Below are 23597 nucleotides of genomic sequence, written 5' to 3'. Positions count from 1 at the left end.
GGTTCAGGCGAGGGGCCGGTCGGTGACGAGGCGTCCCTCGGCGTCACGCCAGCGGAAGGTGCTGAGCATGGCGTCGAAGACGTCGGTGAGGGCATCGACGATGCGGGCGCGCGCGTCGGCGTCCGGTTCTGTTTCTGTCGCGGACTCGCCCGAGGCGGTGGCACCCGCCTGCGCGGACCCGATGGTGAGGACGAGGGTGAGCAGTCGGTCGTCGTGGCCGGCGACGCGTGCCAGGACGGTCCGACGGCGGAGCGGTGTCAGGTCGGCGGCCTCGTCGGGTGCGGCAAGGGAGCCCTGTGGCGGGGCCTCTGCTGCGGGGTCGTCCCAGACGACGGCGGGATCGCCGGCGAGGACGATCGGAGCCGCGCCGTGGGTGGCGACCCGTCGCAGCAGCAGCCGGTCGAGGTCGGCGTGCTCGGAGCGGGTGACGGGCAAGGACGCGACGACGATCGAGCACACGATGTCGGTTCCGGGCAGCGGGCCCGCACTGAGGTACGAGTCGAGCACGCGGCCGTTCGCATCCGCAGCGAGCGCGCTCGCCAGCGCCGACCCGAACCGCAACCGCCAGTCGTCGACCGTCGCCTCGGTTCCGAGGTCAGGCTGCTCCCCCAGCTGTACGGCGACGAACGCCACTGCGTCCGGCGCATCCATCCCACCAGGAACCCGGACGAACCCCGGAGGCACGACGATCGAATACGACGCCGCCACCGTCCCGGCCGTCCGCCCCACGTACCCCGGGCCGCTCATGACTCGTCCCCGGGGTTCCTGCTGGCTGAACACGACTGCCGATTTTCGGCGAGGGGCGCCTCTGCACGAGCCCGTGTTTTCTCGCATCCGTCTTTTCTCTTCCGCTGCAGAAAGATGATTCCCAAACAGGTGAAGACGACGGACTCCGCGAGGAATAGACCGACGGCGAAAGCCGAATCGCGCGGCCAGTCTGCGGACCTTCTGAAGAGATCTCCGAAGACCCAGGCGTATCCAGCGCTGAGCCCGCACCAGAACGCCAAAACCCACGGATGCATGGTGTACGGGACATCGAAGCCACCTCGTCCTAGGAGATGGACAGCAACCAGAGCCAGCCCTATTGCCGAAACCCAGAAGGGAAAACTAGGCCAGGGAGCGGGGGGCCAATTCTGTCCCGCTTCGAAAAGTGATTTGCCTGCAGGGTTCACGCGGAGATTGCCGCCCTGCGGAATGGCGATGAGACCTAGGGTGAGGCGCATCACCTGTGAATAGACAGCCGGCGTGATTGCCAGGGCCCCAGCGATGACGGGCAGGAGCCCCTCTAGTCGCTGACGCGGCAACACCACTGCGACTCGTCGGCCCGCCATCAGAATTGAGCGCCCGGCGACATAAGCCATGTGCTCTGCGAGCCCTGGGGTTCCTGCATCCGCTTCATGCCCAGCTGCGTCGCGTCGCTCAACCCGCGCAAGTGGTCGAAGGTTTGTAACCCCCGCGCCAAGTTGAGGCGGACCATCACACGTGCGACTTCGGAAGCTTCGTCCCCCGAGGGAAGTCCAGCCCCGGCCGGACGAACCCTGTGCCAGCGCTTCCCATCCGTGCTCTCGGCGAACGTCGCCTGCTCATGCACACGTCGCTGATTCCGACGATGACGCCGACCACGAATGACCTCGACGACCACCCGGATGGCACAGATGATTTGGATGACACCAGCAATCGCAGAGTCCCGCGGCCAGGTGTTGAGGTCGCGGAACGGGAGAGCGAAGATGATGCCCCACACGCCTCCGACAAACCCCATGTAGGCCACAAGGGGGACGTCGAGCGAATGCAGGCCATCGACTTCCGGTGATCGAGACAGGATGATCATCGCCGCGACGAGGCAGGCAGCCGCGGCCCAAAAGGGCAGGGACGAACCAACGAACGGTGGCCAACGGTCTGTCGTGTAGAAGAGTGGCCCCCCATCGGGGTTCAACCGGCGCGCGGCGCCGCGTCCGCCACCCTGTACTTGCAGCGTGATCCGTGTTCCCAGGACGGTGCAGAACGGGACCATGGCTGCAAGCAGGAGGAGCGTGCTCAAAATGACGCCGAACGGTCCTCGCTCAGTCCTCCGTCGGCCCCCCGCGCGTCGTAGCGCGTTCAGGACGAACCCCTCGAACCGGCGGCTCTCCGCCAGACCCCGGACGCCAAGTCGACACGAAGCCAGACAGCGGGCCCTCTCCACCCGGCGTCCATAGCTCGCCACCGGGGACCGTGAATTCCGATCACGTGCTTTCGGACAAGAACCGTCCGACACCGCAGGGTCGCGCCACCACGTCGTTGATATTTCAGCATTGATTTGATCTCCAAGATGTACGACGCTCACGACTCGTCCCCGGACGCGCAGGCCATGTCGGCTTGGTGCGTTCTCGCGGCACCGCTATCGAGATGGAAATACTGACCGGGGGTGCCTGCAACGACAGTCGGTGCCGCGTGATCGGGTGCGAAGGCGGCACGGCCATGGAGGTGGTGCATAGCCAGCTTCACGAAAGCGACAACTAACGAGACGATGCTGCAGACGCCGAGACAGCAAGAGACGAAAAGCATTCCGTTGCCCGTCGGTGTCATGACGATGAACCCAACGCCATAGCCATATGTGTAGATGGCTCCTAGGCCCCATACGAAGCCGAGGAAAAACGGCCGGTGCTCACGAATTCTCGACCGTTCCTCGCGGACCATGCCGACGATCGCAACTGCAGCGAGAGCCACCGAAGGGATGAGGACCGTCCAGGGCAGGTAAAACGGTATTCCGCCTGGAGCATCGAATCGAGAGTCGAAGCCATCAGGGACCGGCCCGGGCTCGATTGTGAAGAGCGTGTTCAGGGAGTACAAGAGGTACGTGCCTTGCACCGCTAGCGCGGGAACAGGAGACAAGGCATAGGAGAGACTGCGGACGCTCTTGCCCCCCTCCAAAGAAGCACGGCGCCTACCCCTCACCATGAACTGCCCTGCGTCACCCGGATCGCACCATCCGGCTCGCCACGCATCCGATCGCTGATGATTCTCGTGCTCTCGATGCCGGCTGCCGTCTGATCGGCGGCGCTCAATGCGCGTGCCCCGTTCAGGCGAGCAGTAATCGCCGCGATGGTGTCAGCGTCATCCGCAAAGGCCCCCACCCTTGACGACCTGACGAAATGCATCATCTGCGCAATGGACTCATCTCCGAAAGCCTTGAGCAGGAAAGAATCACCCCTCGACGGGCGAGCCCGTTCCCAAACCCGATTCACGTAGCCCGAGGCAAATTTTCGACTCATGCCCGATCGGACGAGACCGTCGACTCTTGCGGCTTTGACTCCTTGCGTGAGCTTTGCCGCCCCAGACACCAGTTGTCCGCCGACTCCGAACGTGACGAGCGAAACGGTCGAGAGCCAAAATTCTGTCCACGTCGCCGTACCCGCCGCTGCGCGAGCGAAGGAGATCGCTGCGACGGCAACCATGGCGATCACCACGATGACATTGAGTCCAGGAATGAACATTGCGACGAGACCTAGCGCGAATCCGACGACGGACAAGACGTCCAGCAGCGTGCTGATCCACGAGTCGTTCTCCTCCATCCACTTCTGGAAGGCGGCGAAGCCGGCGTCCCACGCGCCCCCGAGGTCGTCCCAGAGGGTGTCGGCGAGGCCGTCGTCGGTGGCGTCGTCGATCCTGGCGATGGCAGCCGTCGCGGCGGTCTCGACGGACGTGTGCGCGTCGGTGAGGCGGCGCGCGTAGAGGGAGACCCGGCCCCGCGCCTCCTCGGCTTTCGTGCGTTGCGCGGCGGCCTGGTCGAGGTGCTCCTGCTTCGTCACCTCGTCGGTGGCCACGAGCGCGAAGTGCTCGTACCGCTCGACCAGCTTCTCGGCTGCGGCGAGGTCGTCCACGGCGTCGCGGTGGTTCGCCAGGGCCGGGGCGGCCGCCTCTTGGGCCAGCGACAATTCGGACGCGTACGCCTTGAGCGCGGACCCCGTCTCGCCGTATCGCCCCTCGGCTTTGCCGAGGCTCGCGGAGACCTCCTCGGCCTTGACCACGAACGCATCGAGGGCGTCGCTGGACGATGACCCCGTCTCGAGCGATCGCAGCTTCGCTGCCGCCCCTCGGATCGAGGCCGCCACGGACTCGTAGTGGCTCGCCATGGAGTTCAGCAGCACCGGGTCACCCGGTACCCCCACCAGGGAGTCGGCCGCCACCCCGGCGAGCGTGCCGGCCGTCACTCGTCGCCCCCGATCAGGACGCCTTCGAGTTCTCCGTCGACCTCGGTGAAGGTCTTGTCGATCGTCGACAACGCCTCGCCCAGCTCGGTGATCTGCTCGGCGAGCTTCGCCCGCCGGTCGTTCCAGTTCGTCGCGAACGACGTGACCTTCGCCGCCAGCCCGGCGTGACCGCAGGCCTCGGCCGTGGCCGACGCCGAGGAGTCGCCCGACTCGAACTCGGTCTTCACGGTGGTCAGGTCGGCGAGCAACGCCTCGAGACCCGCACCGTCGATTGTCAGGCTCGTTCGAGCCATGAGGTCCTCCCCTCGTTCCGGGAGACCGGAGCGCGTCGCGTCTCGTCGCGACCCGCCCCGGCCGTCCTACGGTGCGGTCGGTCAGCCCAGGCTGCTGGCGAGCTGCTGGTCGGCACCCTCGAGGGTGCTGGCCGCGTTCTCGAGGAACGTCGCCATGCTCTCGACCGCCGAGATCGTCTTCGAGGCCCCGGTCGTGAACTCGGTGTACGTCGCGTCGAACGCCTTCGACGACTTGTCGGTCACGTAGCCCGAGCCGACGAGGTTGTCGATCTGCGACTTCATCTGGCCCAGTTGGTCTTCGATCGCGCGCTGCCCGTTCCGCAGCTGGGTGGCCTGCGTACGCAGGTCGTCGTAGGTGACGGTGACATTGGCCATGAGGTGATCCCCTTCGTGTGAGATGCCGACCGGTCGGTCGGACCTGACCAATATGTCATGCCTGATAGTTTGCGTAACGGTTCTCCACAGATCGGAGTCGACATGCGTCGCAAGAAGGACAAGCCCAGGAGGCGCGAGCACCACCCGACGCCGCCGCCGGTGATCACCGCCGAGACGATTCGTGAGCAACGCGCCGCAGGGCTGCTCTCGCGCATCACCACCCTGCCCCTCCAGCCGCCCGCGCCGATCGTGACGTCCCCTCCCCCGCCGACCCGCGCCTCCTCGGGGTTCGTCGTCGAGGAGCATCGAAGCGGGTCGGCGCAGCACGCCCCCGTCATCCCGGAGAGCACGGCACCGTCCGCCGCCGCACCCCCCGCGCCCCTCGCACCCCCCGCACCCCCCGCGCCCCTCGCGTCCTTCGCGCCCCTCGCCGCCCCGATCCCTCACGCGCCGCGGTTTCCCGCCGCCACCCCGAGGCGGTCAGCCTCCGAACAGCCGGCCGGCGATGACGCGGTGCCATTCGTTCCCGATCTCGAGGCGACGACGCTGCGTCCTCGGCACTACGGCCTGCGGCTGCCGGACGAGAGCGTCGTCCCCGTCACACGGCGCGCGATCGTCGTCGGGCGTCGAACCGACCGCCCCCTGCCCCCGCCGCCCGACGCCGACGTCGTGGCCCTCGACGACGTCGGCCGTTCGCTGTCTCGCCACCACGTCTCGATCGTGATCGGTACCGACGCGGCCGTCTGGGTCACCGACCTCGGTTCGGGCAACGGCACGACCCTCGTGGCGACCACCGGCGAGGCCATCGAACTCGAGGCTCACACCCCGGCGCGCGCCCGGGTCGGATCGCTGCTGTCGATCGGCGACCACAGCGTGACGGTCGTCCGGCACCGACCCGAGAGCGACACGACCGACGCCTTCCTGCCTTCCAGGACACACGACACGACCTCTCGCGAGAACGCGGAAGGACGCTAGATCTTCTCGATCGGCGCGACCTTGATCAGCAGTTTCTTGCGGCCGGCGCCGTCGAAGAGCACCTCGGCGATGCGGCGGGCGCCGATGCCGGTGACGGCCATGACGCGACCCTCGCCGAAGTCGACGTGCGAGATGCGGTCGCCTGCCTCGAGCTCCATGTCGCCGTTGTCGCGGACGGTACCCGTGACCCGGTTGGCCCACTCGGTCTTCGGCTTGGTCTTCGCCGCCGCCGTGGCCCGGTCGTAGCTGCCCGAACCGTAACCGCCCGACGCCCGCGGTGTCGCACCGCGGTTGCCGTCGCCGCCCTCGCGACGGGCGTTGAGTGCCCGCGGCTGCGTGCCCCCACGGCTGGTGGCCATGCCGGGCGACTGCTTCCAGTCGATGAGCTCGACGGGGATCTCTTGCAGGTACCGCGACGGCATCGCCACGTTGACCTCGCCGAACTGCGCCCGCGTCATCGCGAGCGACAGGAACAGCCGCTGTCGCGCACGCGTGATGCCGACGTAGAACAGTCGTCGCTCTTCGGACGGACCGCCGGGCTCGTTCGCCGACATGCGGTGCGGCAACAGGTCTTCTTCGACGCCGGTGAGGAACACCGCCTCGTACTCGAGCCCCTTGGCGGTGTGCAGGGTCATCAGCGACACCGTGCCGCTCGTGTCGTCGAGGTCGTCGGCGGCCGCGACCAGCGTGACCTCGGTGAGGAAGTCGAGCAGCGTGCCGTCGGGGTTGTTCTTCTGGAACTCTTTCGTCACCGCGACGAGCTCGTCGATGTTCTCGGCGCGGGCCTCGTCTTGCGGGTCACGCGACGCCCGCAGCACCTCGACCAGGCCGCTGCCCGCGATCAGGGCCGACAGGATCTCGTGGACGGGCGCGGTCGCCGCCGTGGCCTGCACGTCGTCGAGCAGTTTCGCCAGGCCCGTGATGGCGCCGGTGACCTTCGGCCCGAGGCCGAGCTGGTCCGCGTTGCGCATCGCGTCACGCAACGGTGCCTCGTTGGTGTCGGCCCAGCGCTGCATCGCTGTCTCGGTCGCCGGACCGATGCCGCGCTTGGGCACGTTCATGATGCGCCGCAGGGCGAGTGGGTCGGCCGGGTTGGCGACGGTGATCAGGTACGCCATGGCGTCCTTGATCTCGGCACGCTCGTAGAACTTGGTGCCGCCGAGCACGCGATACGGGATCGCCGAACGGATGAAGATCTCTTCGAGCGCACGCGTCTGCGAGTTGGTCCGGTAGAAGACGGCCATGTCTTTGTAGTCGGTGCCGGACTCGTGGAGCGCCGCGATCTCGTCCGCCACGAACTGGGCCTCGTCGTGACCGGTGTAGCCGGTGAACCCGACGATCTTGCTGCCGGCACCGACCGTGGTGAAGAGGTTCTTGGCCTGACGGTCGAAGTTGTTCGAGATGACCGCGTTGGCGGCGTCGAGGATGTTCTGCGTCGAGCGGTAGTTCTGCTCGAGCAGGATGACCTTCGAGTTCGGGAAGTCGCGCTCGAACTCGACGATGTTGCGGATGTCGGCGCCCCGGAACGCGTAGATCGACTGGTCGGAGTCGCCCACCACGGTGAGCGACGCCCCGGGGATGCCGCCGCTGCCGTCACGCATCGACTGGACGAACTGGCCGCCCCTCTCGAGCTCGTCGACGAGGTCGGCCTGCACCGGCCGGGTCAGCTCGCGGATGAGCGAGTACTGCGCGTGGTTGGTGTCTTGGTACTCGTCGACCAGGATGTGCCGGAACCGCCGCTGGTACTGCGCGGCCACGTGCGGGAAGGCGCGGAACAGGTAGACGGTCTGGGCGATGAGGTCGTCGAAGTCGAAGGCGTTCGCCCGCTGCAGCTCGCGGGTGTACTGCCGGAAGACCTCGAGGAACATGACCTCTTGCGGGTCGTTCATGTTGATCTGGCGCGAGTACGACTCGACGTCGCTGAGCTCGTTCTTGAGCTTGGAGATCTTGCCCGACGCCATGCTGACGGTGAGCCCGAGCTGATCGGCGTCGAGCTCTTTCAGGATGCGCTTGAGCAGCGCCCTCGAGTCGGCCGAGTCGTAGATCGTGAAGCTCTTGGTGAAGCCGAACTGCTCGGCCTCGCGCCGCAGGATGCGCACGCACGCCGAGTGGAACGTGCTGATCCACATGCCCTCGCCGGCCTGGCCGACGAGGTGCGCCACGCGCTCGCGCATCTCGGCCGCGGCCTTGTTGGTGAAGGTGATGGCGAGGATCTGGCTGGGCCACGCCTCGCGCGTCGCCAGAAGGCCCGCGATGCGGCGGGTCAGCACACTGGTCTTGCCCGAGCCGGCACCGGCCACGATCAGCAGCGACTGCCCGCGGTACTCGACCGCCTCTTTCTGCTGGGGGTTGAGACCCGCGGTCAAGGGGTCGCCGGAACCGCCGGCAGCGTCAGAGGGCTCGAGCACGATCGTCATGGCCCGTCGAGTCTAAGCGCGACCACCGACATGGCGAGAGGACGCGGGGCGACCACGATCGAGGGCGGCGTCGCGCGGGGTCAGCGGGACGCGAAGGCGACCCGCGCCTCCTCGGCGAGCTCGGGCTGGTCGGCGAAGACCCCGTCGACGCCGAGCGCCATGAGCGAGGTGAACTCGGCCTGCCAGTCGCCGAAGGCCGCCTTGCCGCCGGGGCGGCGGTGGGCCTTGGCCAGGAAGGCGTTCTCGGCGCGGAGCGTCCAGGTGAAGACGGCGAGGCCGGCCGCGTGCGCCCGGTCGACGACCCGACCGTCGGTCGCCCCCTGCGCGTCGACGAGCGTGTGCTTGTCGAGGCTGACGCCGTGCAGCCCCGCGTCGACGAACGACTCGAGCGACTCGGCGTGCAGCTGATCGCGGTAGCCCACCGACGTCCGTCCCGTCGCGACCAGGTCGGCCGCGACGCCCGCCTTCTCGAGCAGGTAGACGAGCCGCGCACCGAGCCGCTGGTCGGCCAGTCGACCCAGCACGGTCTGCTCGAACGACTCGATGGTCAGCCGCGGGTCGTCGACCCAGCGCCGTTGCCGCAACTCGTCGGCGAGCAGCTCGCCGAGCGGCAGGCCGATCGAGTCGAAGTAGGTGGCGTGCTTCACCTCGGCGACGAGCCCGACGGGTCGATCGGCCGCGTCGAGCAGGTCGAGCAGGTCGCCCAGCCGCAGGATGCGCCCCTCGCCGTCGTGCGCCGCGCTCTCGGGCCGCAGCTCGGGCAGCCGTTCGCGGATGCGCAGCGTGCTGAGCTCGTCCCAGGTGAAGTCCTCGGTGAACCAGCCCGTGACCTTCGTCCCGTCGATCGTCTTGGTCGTGCGTCGGTGCCGGAACTCGTCGTGCTCGGCGACGTCGGTCGTGCCAGAGATCTCGTTCTCGTGCCGCAGGACGAGCACACCGTCGCTCGAGGCGACCAGGTCGGGCTCGATGGCGTCGGCCCCGAGCTCGATCGCGAGCCGGTAGGCGTCCTCGCCGTGCTCGGGTCGGTGACCGCTGGCGCCGCGATGGGCGATGACGAGAGGCGAGGTGGACACCCGGTCACGCTAACCGGCGTCCCCGTGCGCAGCCCGAGCCGCCCGACCGCTTGGCAAGCGACCGCGTGTGGAGAGACGAGGAGGCGCGGCCCCCGGGGACGAGGCGTCTCGCCCACCGCAGACGCAAAAGATGCACGGCGCGCACGTTCGCCCTGCGAGAATGCGGCTCTCATCAGGCAGATCTTCAGCCATTCGTTGCACGACAGGCGTTAGCCTCATGTGTACGGAAACGCCTTCGTGAACCTGCGCGGGCGATCCACACATCCCTAGCGATCAGAAGAGGAACCCCTTGGCATTCTCGAATCCCGGCTTCAGTCAGTCGCCGGCCTTCTCGAAGAACGGCGGGCCCGTCATCCGTCAGCAGCAGGGCGCAGCCCAGCCGGTCGAGTACAACGGCATGACCGCCGAGCAGTTGCAGCAGCTCTACTCGCAGCCCGCCGCCGGCCCCACCCAGACCGACCGCATGACGTACGAAGACACCATCACCAAGACGCTTCTCGCGTTCGGTGTCGTGCTCGTCGGTGCGGCCATCGGGTGGTTCGTCCCCGCGCTCGCGATCGTCGGCGCCATCGCCGGCTTCGTCCTCGCGCTCGTCAACATCTTCAAGAAGAAGCCCTCCCCGGGGCTCGTCCTCGCGTACTCGGCGGCGCAGGGCCTCTTCGTCGGTGGCATCTCGTCCATCTACGAGTCGCAGTTCGACGGCATCGTCACCCAGGCCCTGCTCGGCACCGCGGCCGTGTTCGTCACGACCCTGCTGCTCTTCAAGAGCGGCAAGGTGCGCGCCTCGGCCAAGGCCACCAAGATCTTCCTGATCGGCATGGTCGGCTACGCCGTCTTCTCGCTGCTCAACCTCGGCCTGATGGCCTTCGGTGCCAACAGCAACCCCTGGGGTCTGCGCGGGTCGTTCGAGATCTTCGGCATCCCGCTCGGCTTCTTCCTGGGCATCCTGGTCGTCATCATGGCTGCCTACTCACTCGTGCTCGACTTCGACCAGATCAAGACCGGCGTCGAGCGCGGCGCACCCCGCATCTACGGCTGGTCGGCCGCCTTCGGCATCGTCATGACGGTCATCTGGCTCTACGTCGAGATCCTGCGCATGATCGCCATCCTGCGAGGCAGCGACTAGGCACGACGCCGTCACCAGCAGCACCCCGAAGCGGGGCTCGTTCCGAGAGGGACGGGCCCCGCTTCCCTGTGGGTGGGGGGGGTCGATGGCCGAGTGGGCAGAAGGTGCTGTTCGTGGGCGGGGGACGAGCATGTTCTGCCCACTCGTTCGTGTGCTGACCAGGAACGACGAAGAGATCCAGGGACGACGAAACCCCCTGGAGACGACGAAACCCCCTCGGGCAGCTGTCTGCCGGAGGGGGCTTCGCCTCACTGCGCTTCGCGAGAGGTCTCCCTCACTCGACGTTCGCGGCTACTGGTGGGCACCGGGGTCGCAGGCTCCCCCGGAATGATCAGGCCTCGGCGCTCCGCGCCGGAACCAGCCCGGTCACTGCGCTTCGCGAGACGTCAGCCTCACTCCACCTCGGCGGCTACTGGTGGGCACTGACGGCGCAGAGCGCCGCCAGAGTGACGCTTCGCGTCACTCCCATTCGATCGTTCCCGGGGGCTTCGAGGTGACGTCGAGCACGACGCGGTTGACACCGTCGACCTCGTTCGTGATGCGGTTCGAGATGCGGGCCAGCACGTCGTAGGGCAGACGCGTCCAGTCTGCCGTCATCGCGTCTTCCGAGGACACCGGGCGCAACACGATCGGGTGACCGTACGTACGACCGTCGCCCTGCACACCCACCGAGCGGACATCGGCGAGCAGCACCACGGGGCACTGCCAGATCTCGTCGTCCAGGCCGGCCGCGGTCAACTCGGCCCGCGCGATCGCGTCGGCCGCACGCAACAGCTCGAGTCGCTCGTGCGTCACCTCGCCCACGATGCGGATGCCGAGACCGGGGCCGGGGAACGGCTGGCGCCCGACGATGACCTCGGGCAGACCGAGCTCGCGACCGATCGCCCGCACCTCGTCCTTGAAGAGGGTGCGCAGCGGCTCGACGAGCTCGAACTGCAGGTCTTCGGGCAGACCGCCCACGTTGTGGTGGCTCTTGATGTTCGCCGTGCCCGTACCGCCACCGCTCTCGACGACGTCGGGGTAGAGGGTGCCCTGCACCAGGAACTTCACGGCCGAGTCGCCCTCGGCCGCGGCCTCGAGCACCAGCGCCTCGGCGGCGGCCTCGAAGCTGCGGATGAACTCGCGGCCGATGATCTTGCGCTTTTGCTCGGGGTCGGTCACCCCGGCGAGGGCGTCGAGGAACTGCTGCTCGGCGTCGATCGTGACGAGTCGCACACCGGTCGAGGCGACGTAGTCCTCTTCGACCTGACGACGCTCGTCGGCGCGCAGCAGACCGTGGTCGACGAAGACGCAGATCAGCTGGTCGCCGACGGCCTCGTGCACGATGGCGGCCGCGACGGCCGAGTCGACCCCGCCCGAGAGGCCGCAGATGACGCGCGCGTCACCGACCTGCTCGCGGATGCGGGCCACCTGCTCGGCGATGACGTTGCCGCTGTTCCAGTCGGCGGGGATGCCGGCGGCACGGTGCAGGAAGTTCTCGAGCACGGCCTGGCCGTACGACGAGTGCTTGACCTCGGGGTGCCACTGGACGCCGTAGAGCTTGCGGGCGTCGCTCGAGAACGCGGCGACGGGGGTCGAGGCGCTCGACGCCAGCACGTCGAAGCCCGCGGGGGCCTTCGACACCGAGTCGCCGTGGCTCATCCACGTCGTCTGCGAGGACGGCTGGCCGGACAGCAGCGTGCTGTCGCCCTCGGCGAGCGTCACGTCGGTGGCGCCGTATTCGCGCTGACCCGTCTGCGACACCTCGCCGCCGAGCGCCTTGGCCATGGCCTGGAAGCCGTAGCAGATGCCCAGCACGGGGATGTCGAGGTCGAAGATGCCCGCGTCGATGCTCGGCGCGCCTTCTTCGTAGACGCTCGAGGGACCGCCGCTGAGCACGATGCCCACGGGGTTCTTCTCGGCGATCTCGGCCGCGGTGATCGTGTGGGGCACGATCTCGCTGTAGACGTTGGCCTCGCGCACACGCCGGGCGATCAGCTGCGCGTACTGGGCGCCGAAGTCGACCACGAGCACGGGGCTCTGGGCGGTCTCGGGCGCGCGGTCGGCCGGTGCGGGGGCCGTGGCGGCGGTCGTCGCCGACGCCTCGGCGGTCTCGGGTGCGTCGGTCACGCGGGGGCTCCCTCGGTCGTGGGGGTGGTCTCGGCGGTCAGGGCTTCGTACTGCCGCGTCGCGAGCTTGGTCATGTGGCTCTCGACGAAGAACGAGAGCAGGGGCACGACGCCGCCGAGCGCGATGAGGAAGAACCGCGAGAACGGCCACCTCATCAAGCTCCAGAGACGGAAGTCGGCGAAGAGGTAGACGACGTAGAGCCAACCGTGCGCGATGAGGATCGCGGTCGACAGGTTGAAGCCCGTGGTCGAGTCGACCGGCACGAGGAATCCGCCCTGACCGCCGAGCTGCATCTCGAGCTGCAGGGGCGTGTACTTGAACAGCATCTCGAAGATGAGCAGCAGCAGCATCACGCCGGTGACGTACGCCGAGATCTTGTAGAACCTGACGGCACCCGGGATCTTCGGGATGTCGCGTTGCCGGGGCTTCAGAGGCATGGGGACGATTCTAGCCGCGCCCACCCATGCGCCAGGACGGCACCTGTCGACGTCGAACGAGGGCGACCCATCGCCCGGCCGGGGCCGGGACGCGGAGGTCGGGACGCGCGGGGTCAGGAGGCGCGGGTCGGCTGGGTCGCGCCGCGCGCGTCCGCCTCGGCCAGCGCCTCCTCGGCTTCTTCGTGCTCGCGCTCGAACGCGTCGCGCACGAGCCGGAACCACAAGAAGACGGCGAAGCCGGCGAAGACGACCCATTCGATCGCGTAGAAGACGTTGAGCCAGTTGAACTGCACGTCGGACGCCGGAGGCGCGGAGTCGATCTCGCTCAGCGACGCGGGTGCGGCGTCGGAGACGACGTAGCCGCCGTAGACCTGGCCGTCGAACCCGGGCCACTCGTTGATCAGGGCGGCCACGGACACGACGGTCTGCGCACCGCTCTCGAAGTCGCTCTCGGTCGGCGACTCGGACGGGAAGTAACGGCCCTCGACCGTGACGGTCGAGGTCGCGGCCACGGACGCCTCGGCGGCCTCGGCACCCTCGCGGGTCGCGGACCAGCCGAGCCCCACGGGAAGCGAGGCGCCGTTGGCGTCGTCGACGAAACGGCCGATCAGCCAATAGCCGGTCTCGCCGCCGTTGACGCGGTCTCCGACGACGGCGAAGTCGTCCGGGTCGAACTCACCGGTGACGGACACGCGCTGGGCACCGAGCGAGTCGGCGAAGGGCGTCTGCGGGGTCGCGACGGACGACAGCACCTTGCTGGTCTCGGTCTCGGGGTTGACGACCTGCACGCTCTCGACGCTGCGCTCGATCTGCCAGTGGCCGAGCCAGGCGAAGATCGCCGCCACGACGAGGGCGAGGCCGAGCAGGGCGATCCATCGGGGCCGACGGGCGACGTGCCACATGGTCGCGGGCAGCGGTTCGCCGTCGACTCCGAGGAGGGCGGGGCGCTGCTCGGTCTGGGTCACGGAGGCGATCGTACCTCGCGTCGCCCACGAACCCGCTGGGACGACGGCGAGCGGTTCAGTACTCGGGGTCGCGTCGGCGGGTGGCCCGCTGATCGCTCTGTTGGCCGGCCTGCTCGGCCCAGATCCGGGCCTCGTCGGCGTCCATCGCGTCGAGGTCGTCCAGGTCGTCGTCGGCGTCGGCATCGCCGTCGGCCCCGCGTCGCGTGGTGTCGACCCGGCCCGCGGCGGCCCGCGCGGCGCCGGCCCGGACCCGCTCGGTCTCACGCTCGTCGTCGTCCTCGGTGACCTCGGCCTGGTCGAGGTCGTCACCGGCGAGGGCGGCCTCCATCAGGGCGATCTCGTCACCGCTGCGCGCCTCGCGTTCGAGACGACGGGCCTCGGCCTCGGCACGCTCGGCCTTCTTGCGCGACCGCAACAGCACCGAGCCGATGCGCTCGCTGTTCGAGGCGAGGACCGGCCCGAGCACCGCCATGATCAGCACGTACAGACCGGCGAAGGGCTGCAACCGCTCGTCCAGCCCCGCACCGGCGGACAGCGTCGCGAGGATCAGCGCGAACTCGCCCCGGTTCACCAGGATGACCGTGGTGTTGATGCCCGCCTGCGGCCCCAGCTTGTTGAGCCAGGCGACGAACTGCCCGGCACCCACGTTGAGCAGCACGGTCATGCCCACGGCGATGGCCACGGGGCCGAGCACGCTCGGGAACAGGGCCGGGTTGAGCCCGAGGCCGAAGTTCAGGAAGAAGAACGCCCCGAAGACGTCGCGCATGGGCAGGGCGAACTGCTCGACCCGGTTGCGGAACTTCGTGGCCCCGATGATCAGGCCGATGAGGAAGGCGCCGATCGCGTCCGTCACCCCGAGCACCTCGCCGAGGCCGGCGAACAGCACGGCCAGCCCGAAGAACAGCACGGTGAAGAGTTCGTCGTCGCGGGTACGCATGAGCCTCGACACGACGCGGCCGCCCCATCGCGCCACGCCGAACATCACGACGAGGAACGCGAAGGCGATGCCGAGCTTGAGGATCACCGGCCCGGGGTCGGTCTCGCCGCTGAGCACGACGGACACGATCGCCAGGTAGATGGCGATGAAGATGTCCTCGACCACCGTGACGCCGAGGATCATCGGAGTCTCGCGGTTGGCCAGGCGGTTCAGCTCGATCAGCAGCTTGGTGACGATCGCACTCGACGACGTCGCCGTCATGCCCGCGATGATCAACGCCTCGCGCGTGCCCCATCCGAGCATGAAGCCGAAGATCAGCCCGACGCCCATGTTGATCGCGATGTAGCTGCCGCCCGAGACGATGAGCCGCCCCGCGTTCGAGAAGAACTCGTCCTGGTCGAACTCGAGGCCGAGGTTGAACAGCAACAGGATCAACCCGAAGATGGCGATCAACTCGATGTTGTCGGACTCGAAGCTGAGCGGGAACCACCCCGTGTTCGTGCTGGCGAGCAGGCCGACGATCATGTAGATCGGGATCGACGGCAGGCCGATCAGCTTGCCGGCGCGGCCGAGCACGTACGCGATCAGCAGCAGGATGCCGAGGACGATCAGCTCTTCACCCAGGTGCATCGGCCTAGCCCCCGGGCGGGGCGTCGACCGGCGAGCGGTGCTTGAGCTCGCCCGTGCGGTAGAACGAGAACGCCTTGGCGACCTTCTCGGGTGAACCGGCCACGACGAGCGTGTCACCGGGGAACACCTTGAAGTCGCCCGACGGTGCCGGGTTGGCCGCGTCGCCCCGGACGACCGCCACGACGGTGAGGCCGACGACGCCCTTGGCACCGAGGTCGCCGAGCGGCTGTCCGGCGATGTGGTCGTCGTAGTCGACCGTGAACCAGTCGATGCTCAGGCCGGGGATCTGGTCGAGGGCCGACAGCGACTCGGTGATGCGCGTACCGCCGAGCAGTTCGGCGAGCGTGTGGGCCTCGTCCTCGCTGAGGCGCAACGAGACCTTCTTGACGTGGTCGCCGTCGACGTCGTCGCTGAACGTGATCAGGTCGCTGTGACCCGAACGGTGCGTGATGACACCGCACTTGCCGCCGTCGTCGGTGATGAAGGTGTGCAGCACACCCACGCCGGGGAGCTTGACTCGACGCACGTCAACCATGGTTCGTCTCCAGTGGACTCGGGGGCAGTCGTCTCAGCCTAGCGGCGGGTTCGGCCGCGGCAGCCGGGCTGCTCGTGGTGGGGACAACCCGTCACCGTCCACAGGTGTTCCCCCGTTCTCGGACGGCGGACGCGCAAGAGGCGCGGTGCCGGTCGAACCGGCACCGCGCCTCCTGCAGATGGTCGCGCGAGCGACCGCGGGGTCAGCCCTGGCGACCGCCCGGGCTGCCCGCCGAGGTGTCGTCGCCCGGCGTGCCCGCGGGCTCGGTGACCTTCTCGCCCGGCTTGGGCGCGCCTCCTTGGTCGGCACCGGCGACGACCATGTCGTCCTCGTCGAAGCCGAAGGTGATGTCGGGTGCCTCGAGGCGGACCCGGTCGGCCGACTCGTCGTCGGGCTCGAGCTGGCTCGCCCGCTCGGCCGCGACGCGCTTCAAGTAGTTCGCGACCTCGGCCTCGGCCTCGTCGTCGCTCCAGCCGAGCACGCCGGCCATCAGCTTGGCGGCGACGGGGGCGGCGGACTCGCCCCGGTCCCACGCCTCGATCGAGATGCGGGTGCGGCGGGCGAGCACGTCCTCGAGGTGCAGGGCGCTCTCGTGGCTCGCGGCGTAGACGACCTCGGCCCGGATGTAGTCGTCGGCCCCGGGCAGCGGCTCGGCGAGCGAGGGGTCGTCACGGATGAGGTCGAGGATCTCGTCCGTCGTGGTGCCGTACCGGTTGAGCAGGTGCTCGATGCGGACCTTGTGGACGCCGAACGCCTTCGCGATCTTGCCGCGCTTGTTCCACGCCGCGTGGTACCCCTCGGCGCCGATCAGCGGGATCTCCATGGTCGTGCTCGACGGGATGCGACCGTCGAGGGCTGCGACGGCCTCGTCGATGGCGTCCTCGGCCATGACCCGGTAGGTGGTCCACTTGCCGCCGGCCACCACGACGAGACCGGGCACGGTGTGCGCCACGATGTGCTCGCGCGACAGCTTCGACGTCTGGTCGGACTCACCCGCCAGCAGCGGTCGCAGGCCGGCGTAGACGCCCTCGACGTCGGCACGGGTGAGCGGCACGGCCATGACCTTGTTGACGTGCTCGAGGATGTAGTCGATGTCGGCCGCCGTCGCCGCGGGGTGGGCCTTGTCGAGGTCCCAGTCGGTGTCGGTCGTGCCGACGAGCCAGTGGCGGCCCCACGGGATGACGAACAGGACGCTCTTCTCGGTGCGGAAGATCATGCCCATGTCGGAGTGGATGCGGTCGCGCGGCACCACGAGGTGCACGCCCTTCGACGCCCGCACCTTGAACTGACCCCGCTCGCCGACCATCGCCTGCGTGTCGTCCGTCCAGACGCCGGTCGCGTTGACGACCTGCTTCGCCCGGATCTCGAAGTGCTCGCCGGTCTGGTAGTCGTGGGCCTTCACGCCGACGACCCGCTCGCCCACCTTGACGAAGCCCTCGACCCGGATGCGGCTCGCGGCGTGGGCGCCGTAGCTCGACGCGGTGCGCACCAGCGACGAGACGTAGCGGGCGTCGTCGACCTGAGCGTCGTAGTAGGTGAGGCCGCCGACGACGGCGTCCTTCGACAAGCTCGGGATGGCCCGCAACACCTGCGTCTTGCTGAGGTGGCGGTGGTGGGGAACGCCGGGCGGGCGGCCGCCGGTCCAGCTGAAGATGTCGTAGAGCGCCATGCCGGCACCGATGTAGAACCGCTCGTAGACCGGCTTGCTCAGCGGGTAGAGGAACCGCACGGGCTTCACCAGGTGCGGCGCGAGACGCTGCAGCAGCAGGCCACGCTCGATCAGGGCCTCGCGGACGAGCCGGAAGTTCAGCTGCTCGAGGTAGCGGATGCCGCCGTGCACGAGCTTCGACGAGCGGCTCGACGTGCCCGAGCCCCAGTCACGGGCCTCGACGATGCCGACGCTCAGGCCGCGGGTCACGGCGTCGAGCGCGGAACCCGCACCGACGATGCCACCCCCGATCACGAGGATGTCGAGTTCTTTCGTCTTCAACGCCTCGACGGCTGCGGCCCGTTCGTCGGGGCCGAGCTTCGTGGAGAGCGAAACGGACGCGGACTTGGCCATGCGAGCCTCCATCGTTGGATTCGGTCGGCCCGGCCTCTCGACCGGACCACCCCATCAAACGCTAGTGAGGCTGGTAGGGGGCCACAACCACCTCGACGCGCTGGAACTCTTTCAGGTCGCTGTAGCCGGTGGTCGCCATCGAACGACGCAGCGCGCCCATGATGTTCGACGTGCCGTCGACCGTCGTGGCGGGGCCGTAGAGGATCTTCTCGAGCGAACCGATGGTGCCCACGTGCATGCGGCGACCGCGGGGCAGCTCGGGGTGATGCGCCTCGGCGCCCCAGTGGTAGCCGCCGCCGGGCACGTCGTCGGCCCGGGCCAGCGCGGCACCGAGCATGACGGCGTCCGCACCGCAGGCGATGGCCTTGACCAGGTCGCCGGACGTGCCCAGACCCCCGTCGGCGATGACGTGCACGTAGCGCCCGCCCGACTCGTCGAGGTAGTCGCGGCGTGCACCCGCCACGTCGGCCACGGCGCTCGCCATCGGTGCGTGGATGCCCAAGGAGGCGCGGGTCGTGCTGGCCGCGCCGCCCCCGAACCCGACGAGGACGCCGGCGGCACCCGTGCGCATCAGGTGCAGTGCGGCGGTGTACGTCGAGGCCCCGCCGACGATGACGGGGACGTCGAGCTCGTAGATGAACTTCTTGAGGTTGAGCGGCTCGCTGTTCTTCGAGACGTGCTCGGCGCTGACCGTCGTGCCCCGGATGACGAAGAGGTCGACGCCGGCGTCGACGACCGTCTGGTACAGGTCTTGGGTGCGCTGCGGGCTGAGGGCACCGGCGACGGTGACCCCGGCGGCGCGGATCTCGGCGAGGCGGTCGCGGACGAGCTCGGGCTTGATCGGCTCGCTGTAGATCTCTTGCATGCGGGCGACCGAGTCGTCGTCGGAGAGCTCGCGGATCTCGGCCAGCACCTGCTCGGGGTCGTCGTACCGCGTCCAGACGCCCTCGAGGTCGAGGACGCCGAGGCCGCCGAGCTGGCCGATGCGGATCGCCGTGGCGGGACTGACCACCGAGTCCATGGGCGCGGCGATGACCGGCGACTCGAACTGGAACGCATCGATCGACCAGCCGACCGAGACGTCGCGCGGGTCGCGCGTGCGCCGGCTCGGAACGATGGCGATGTCGTCGAACGCGTACGCGCGGCGGGCTCGCTTGGAGACGCCGATCTCTACCTCAGTCACCGTGCCACCCTACCGGAGCCGGGGGTCGCACCCCCGGCCCGGAGGCATCACCGGCGGTAGTTGGGGGCCTCGACGACCATCTGCAGGTCGTGCGGGTGGCTCTCTTTCAGGCCGGCCGCGGTGATCCGGACGAACTTGCCCTTGGCCTTGAGCTCGGCCACGGTGCGGCCGCCGACGTAGAACATCGACTGACGCAGACCGCCGCTGAGCTGGTACACGACGTTGTTGAGCGCGCCGCGGTAGGGCACCTGGCCCTCGACGCCCTCGGGGATGAGCTTGTCGTCGCTCGGCACGTCCGCCTGGAAGTAGCGGTCCTTCGAATAGGACGTGTTCTTGCCGCGGGTCTGCATCGCACCCAGCGAGCCCATGCCGCGGTAGTTCTTGAACTGCTTGCCGCCCACGAAGACCAGGTCGCCCGGGCTCTCGTCGCAGCCGGCGAGCAACGAGCCCAGCATGACCGTGTCGGCGCCGGCGACGAGGGCCTTGGCGATGTCGCCCGAGTACTGCAGACCACCGTCGGCGATGACCGGGACGCCTGCCTCGCGCGCGGCGAGGGAGGCCTCGTAGACGGCCGTGACCTGCGGCACGCCCACGCCCGCGACGACGCGGGTGGTGCAGATGGAACCCGGCCCCACGCCGACCTTGATGGCGTCGGCACCGGCCTCGATCAGGGCCTGGGCACCGCTGCGCGTGGCGACGTTGCCACCGATCACGTCGATGTGCGCGAAGCTCGGATCGGCCTTGATGCGACGGATCATGTCGAGCTCGCCCGAGCTCTCGCCGTTGGCCGTGTCGACCACGAGGACGTCGACCCCCGCGTCACGCAGGGCGCCGGCGCGCTCCCACGCGTCGCCGAAGAAGCCGATCGCGGCGCCGACCCGCAGGCGGCCCTCGTCGTCCTTCGTGGCGTCGGGGTACTTCTCGCTCTTGTCGAAGTCCTTGACGGTGATGAGGCCGCGCAGGTGCCCGGCCTCGTCGACCAGGGGCAGCTTCTCGATCTTGTGCTGCGCGAAGATGGCGATCGCCGAGTCGGGGTCGACACCCTCGGGCGCGGTGATCAGCGGGGCCTTGGTCATGACGTCGCGGACGAGCGTCGTCGACATCTCGAACGGCGACACGAAGCGCATGTCGCGGTTGGTGATGATGCCGACCAGCGTGCCGTCGCCCTCGACGACCGGCAGGCCCGAGACGCGGAACTGCCCGCAGAGCGCGTCGACCTCGGCCACCGTGGCGTCGGGCGTCGTCGTGACGGGGTTGGTGATCATGCCCGACTCGCTGCGCTTGACCTTGTCGACGTGCGCGGCCTGGTCGGCGATCGAGAGGTTGCGGTGGATGATGCCGATGCCACCCTGGCGCGCCATGGCGATGGCCATGCGCGACTCGGTCACGGTGTCCATCGCGGCCGAGAGCAGCGGCACCGCGACCCGGATGCGCTTGGTGAGCTGCGACGAGGTGTCGGTCTCGCTCGGGATGACGTCGGTGCGGCCCGGAAGCAGCATGACGTCGTCGTAGGTGAGTCCGATGAATCCGAACGGGTCCGGCTGGTCCATGAGTCCCCTTCGAAGGAGCGAGATGAGGGTGGGTGGGTTGGCACCGGTTCGCCGTCGAGCCCGGTAGTCGATATTAACCCAGCCCGCGCCTCCTGCATTCCTGTCGGGCGCGTCCCTCGCGGACGACGAGGAGGCGCGTGGCGGCCCCCCGGGGACGCAACGGAACGGCACCGTTACCGATCCGACACACGGAAGATTCGTGATTCTCGCTCGACATGGGGGATTCTGTACCGACTCCACTCCGTCTCGCACCTGAAACATGCTCGACACACAGCGGAGTTACTGTCAGCGACGACGACGCCCCGGGAGCAGAACGAGACCGCCCGAATCTCGACGGGGCGCTTCCCACCAGGAGGTTTTGTGAGACTCTCGACGACCATCGCGTCGCGGCCACGGCTGCGGCAGTCCCTGATCGTGACGGCCTCCGCCGTACTGCTCGGACTCCTGGCGACCTTCATGGGGGCGTTCGCCCCGACGGCCGCCCACGCCGCGGCCGCTGCCTGCACCACCGACGCGACGACCGGCTGCATCCAGGGCACGATCAACGACAGCGAGCGGGAGCCCGCCTCGGGCGTCGACGTGATCGCGACGAACGCGACCGGCGACGAGCAGACCGCGACCACCGACGACACCGGTCGATGGAGCATCGCGGTGACCGAGGCCGGCAGCTACACCGTCACGGTCGACCAGGACACCCTGCCCGACGGCCAGTTCCTGGTGAACGCCGACAACGCCGAGCGCACCGTGACCGTGAACCTCGGGGCCACGGCGAGCGCCCTGTTCGCCCTCACCGCCGAGGAAGGCGCCACGAGCGGCGCCGCGACCGCGTCGAGCTTCAACTGGGACCGCTTCGCGCAGCAGTTCGCCTCGGGCATCCGGCTCGGCCTGCTGCTCGCCCTCGCGGCCATCGGCCTGTCGCTGATCTACGGCACGACGGGCCTCAGCAGCTTCTCGCACGGCGAGCAGGTGACCCTCGGCGGCCTGCTGGCCTACTCGTTCACCTCGATCGGGATGCCGCTGATCCTGGCCGCGGTGCTCAGCACGGTGATCTGCGCGGCGACGGGCTACCTGCAGGACCTCGCGATCTGGAAACCCCTGCGGAAGCGCCGGCTCAGCCTCACGCAGCTGATGATCGTGACCATCGGCCTCTCGATCGCCCTGCAGTACGCCTTCCAGTACTTCTACGGCGCCGGCACCGTGCGCATCGATCGCGACAACCCGACCACCGTCGAGTTCCTCGGCGTGACCCTGACCGTCCAGTCGTACGTCGCGATGGCGATCTCGGTGGTCGTGCTGGTCGGCACGGGACTGTTCCTGCTGAAGACCCGCACCGGCCGCGCCACCCGCGCCGTGTCGGACAACCCGGCCCTCGCCGCGGCCTCGGGCATCGACGTCGACCGCATCATCCGCCTGGTCTGGACGCTGGCGGCCGGTCTGGCCGGCCTCTCGGGCGTCATGCTCGGCCTCGTGCTCAACGGCGTCAACTGGATGACCGGCCTGCAGATCCTGCTGCTGATCTTCGCCGCCGTCACCCTGGGTGGCCTCGGCACGGCCTTCGGGGCCCTGGTCGGTTCGCTGATCATCGGCATCATCGTCGAGCTGACCAACATCTGGCTGCCCGGCGACTTCAAGTACGCGACGGCGCTGCTGATCCTGATCCTGATCCTCGTGTTCAGACCACAGGGCATCTTCGGGCGAAAAGAACGAGTGGGCTAAGGGGACACGACCATGTACTTCATCGAACTCCTGCGGGCGCTGAGCGCCGAGGCCCTCGCGCCCACGACGGCCGCCTTCGCCATCGCCGCCATCGGCCTGAACATCCACTTCGGCTTCACCGGCCTGATCAACATGGGCCAGGCGGCGTTCCTGCTGCTCGGTGCCTACGGTTTCGCCATCTCGATCAGCAACGGCCTGCCCCTGGGGCTCGCCGTCATCATCGCCCTGCTCTGCTCGTTGGTCTTCGCGCTCATCCTCGGCGTGCCGACGCTGAAACTGAGGGGTGACTACCTGGCCATCGTCACCATCTGTTCGGCGGAGATCATCCGGTACGTGGGACGGTCGAGCATCCTGACGACCACGACGGGTGGCTCGAACGGCATCCCCGGGGCTTCGTACCGCGAGGCCTTCACCGCCCTCTCGCCGCTGCCCGACGGCCAGACGACGATCCTGTGGTTCACCTACGAGAACAACGGCGTCAACGGCTGGTGGATCCGCATCGCCGGCTGGAGCATCGTCGCCCTGCTCAGCCTGCTGGTCTTCCTGCTCAGCCGCAGCCCGTGGGGCCGCGTGCTCAAGGGCATCCGCGAGGACGAGGACGCCGTGCGCAGCCTCGGCAAGAACGTCTACTCGTACAAGATGCAGGCCCTCGTGCTCGGCGCGCTGATGGGGTCGCTCGCCGGCATCATCTACGTCCTGCCGAGCTCGGTGCAGCCGGACAGCATGGGACGGTCGATGACCTTCTTCATCTGGACGGCCCTGCTGCTCGGTGGTGCGGCCACCGTGTTCGGCCCGGTGCTCGGAGCGATCCTGTTCTTCGTCACCCGCCTGCTGGTGCGGACCCTCGCCGGCGACTTCATCCCGTCGAACATCATGAACGGCCAGCAGGCCGAGCAGTTCTCGTACATCCTCGTCGGCATCGCCCTGATGCTGCTGATCATCTTCAGGCCACAGGGCATCCTCGGAAAGAAGAAGGAGTTGGCGTTCAGTGTCTGACACCTCGAGCACCACCAACGGACCGGCC

At 68.5% G+C, this 23597-nt stretch carries 20 protein-coding genes; 4 read left to right on the top strand and 16 right to left on the bottom strand.

Features of this window, described 5'->3' with window-relative positions:
* Positions 1–3: 3 nt before the first annotated feature.
* The 6 genes from IFT88_RS03075 to IFT88_RS03050 form a co-directional block, all read right to left on the bottom strand.
* Positions 4–747, bottom strand: coding sequence for a hypothetical protein (locus IFT88_RS03075; RefSeq protein ID WP_137847421.1), 744 nt, complete (start codon positions 745–747; stop codon positions 4–6).
* A gap of 583 nt (positions 748–1330) precedes the next feature.
* Positions 1331–2038, bottom strand: coding sequence for a hypothetical protein (locus IFT88_RS03070; protein WP_192118800.1), 708 nt, complete (start codon positions 2036–2038; stop codon positions 1331–1333).
* 281 nt (positions 2039–2319) lie between these two features.
* Complete coding sequence (locus IFT88_RS03065) at positions 2320–2829, bottom strand: hypothetical protein (protein ID WP_192118798.1); 510 nt, start codon at positions 2827–2829, stop codon at positions 2320–2322.
* A gap of 101 nt (positions 2830–2930) precedes the next feature.
* A complete protein-coding gene (locus IFT88_RS03060; protein ID WP_192118796.1) occupies positions 2931–4190 on the bottom strand; it encodes a putative T7SS-secreted protein in 1260 nt (419 codons plus the stop codon).
* Positions 4187–4483 carry a hypothetical protein gene (locus IFT88_RS03055; RefSeq protein ID WP_052505176.1) on the bottom strand — a complete coding sequence of 99 codons (297 nt, stop codon included), beginning with the start codon at positions 4481–4483 and terminating at the stop codon, positions 4187–4189. The genes IFT88_RS03060 and IFT88_RS03055 overlap by 4 nt, the downstream gene beginning before the upstream one ends.
* A gap of 81 nt (positions 4484–4564) precedes the next feature.
* Positions 4565–4858 carry a WXG100 family type VII secretion target gene (locus tag IFT88_RS03050; protein WP_043594286.1) on the bottom strand — a complete coding sequence of 98 codons (294 nt, stop codon included), beginning with the start codon at positions 4856–4858 and terminating at the stop codon, positions 4565–4567.
* Positions 4859–5371: 513 nt separating this feature from the next.
* On the opposite strand from IFT88_RS03050, the gene IFT88_RS17575 reads away from it, so the two are divergent.
* The gene (locus tag IFT88_RS17575) at positions 5372–5833 is read left to right on the top strand and encodes an FHA domain-containing protein (RefSeq protein ID WP_207110889.1); all 462 of its coding nucleotides are present in this window, start codon (positions 5372–5374) and stop codon (positions 5831–5833) included.
* Here the strand turns inward: IFT88_RS17575 and IFT88_RS03040 are convergent.
* Complete coding sequence (locus tag IFT88_RS03040; RefSeq protein WP_056228617.1) at positions 5830–8250, bottom strand: ATP-dependent helicase; 2421 nt, start codon at positions 8248–8250, stop codon at positions 5830–5832. The two genes, IFT88_RS17575 and IFT88_RS03040, sit on opposite strands and share 4 nt — an antisense overlap.
* Positions 8251–8330: 80 nt before the next feature.
* Entirely contained in the window at positions 8331–9323 is a 993-nt protein-coding gene (locus tag IFT88_RS03035; protein ID WP_192118793.1) for a glycerophosphodiester phosphodiesterase family protein, read from the bottom strand.
* Between the two features lie 289 nt (positions 9324–9612).
* On the opposite strand from IFT88_RS03035, the gene IFT88_RS03030 reads away from it, so the two are divergent.
* Positions 9613–10449 (top strand): Bax inhibitor-1/YccA family protein, encoded by an 837-nt coding sequence (locus tag IFT88_RS03030; protein WP_043595740.1) that lies wholly within the window; start codon positions 9613–9615, stop codon positions 10447–10449.
* Between the two features lie 459 nt (positions 10450–10908).
* Here IFT88_RS03030 and guaA read toward each other — a convergent pair whose 3' ends face one another.
* From guaA to guaB, 8 genes are all read right to left on the bottom strand, one after another.
* Positions 10909–12462, bottom strand: a complete 1554-nt coding sequence (guaA, locus tag IFT88_RS03025; protein WP_056229559.1) for a glutamine-hydrolyzing GMP synthase — start codon at positions 12460–12462, stop codon at positions 10909–10911.
* Between the two features lie 92 nt (positions 12463–12554).
* On the bottom strand, positions 12555–12995 hold the full coding sequence (locus IFT88_RS03020) for a DUF3817 domain-containing protein (RefSeq protein ID WP_043595742.1): 441 nt from the start codon (positions 12993–12995) through the stop codon (positions 12555–12557).
* Between the two features lie 113 nt (positions 12996–13108).
* Positions 13109–13960, bottom strand: coding sequence for an SURF1 family cytochrome oxidase biogenesis protein (locus IFT88_RS03015; RefSeq protein WP_199858865.1), 852 nt, complete (start codon positions 13958–13960; stop codon positions 13109–13111).
* Positions 13961–14015: 55 nt separating this feature from the next.
* Positions 14016–15527, bottom strand: coding sequence for a cation:proton antiporter (locus tag IFT88_RS03010; protein WP_043595743.1), 1512 nt, complete (start codon positions 15525–15527; stop codon positions 14016–14018).
* A gap of 4 nt (positions 15528–15531) precedes the next feature.
* Positions 15532–16062, bottom strand: a complete 531-nt coding sequence (locus tag IFT88_RS03005; protein ID WP_043595745.1) for a cation:proton antiporter regulatory subunit — start codon at positions 16060–16062, stop codon at positions 15532–15534.
* A 202-nt stretch (positions 16063–16264) separates the two neighbouring features.
* Positions 16265–18124 carry a glycerol-3-phosphate dehydrogenase/oxidase gene (locus tag IFT88_RS03000; protein WP_082060050.1) on the bottom strand — a complete coding sequence of 620 codons (1860 nt, stop codon included), beginning with the start codon at positions 18122–18124 and terminating at the stop codon, positions 16265–16267.
* Positions 18125–18185: 61 nt separating this feature from the next.
* A complete protein-coding gene (locus tag IFT88_RS02995; protein WP_043595746.1) occupies positions 18186–19307 on the bottom strand; it encodes a GuaB3 family IMP dehydrogenase-related protein in 1122 nt (373 codons plus the stop codon).
* Positions 19308–19354: 47 nt separating this feature from the next.
* A complete protein-coding gene (gene guaB, locus IFT88_RS02990; RefSeq protein WP_043595747.1) occupies positions 19355–20857 on the bottom strand; it encodes an IMP dehydrogenase in 1503 nt (500 codons plus the stop codon).
* Positions 20858–21217: 360 nt separating this feature from the next.
* Here guaB and IFT88_RS02985 point away from each other — a divergent pair, with 360 nt between their 5' ends.
* Both IFT88_RS02985 and IFT88_RS02980 read left to right on the top strand, forming a co-directional pair.
* Entirely contained in the window at positions 21218–22573 is a 1356-nt protein-coding gene (locus IFT88_RS02985) for a branched-chain amino acid ABC transporter permease (protein WP_056228596.1), read from the top strand.
* A 12-nt stretch (positions 22574–22585) separates the two neighbouring features.
* Positions 22586–23569, top strand: a complete 984-nt coding sequence (locus tag IFT88_RS02980) for a branched-chain amino acid ABC transporter permease (RefSeq protein WP_043595990.1) — start codon at positions 22586–22588, stop codon at positions 23567–23569.
* The last annotated feature ends 28 nt before the right edge of the window (positions 23570–23597 follow it).

It is taken from the genome of Frigoribacterium sp. CFBP 8751 (assembly GCF_014841545.1).
Classification (GTDB): Bacteria; Actinomycetota; Actinomycetes; order Actinomycetales; family Microbacteriaceae; genus Frigoribacterium.
Note: the sequence above shows the minus strand (reverse complement) of the source record. Positions and strands in the feature narration are given on the sequence as shown.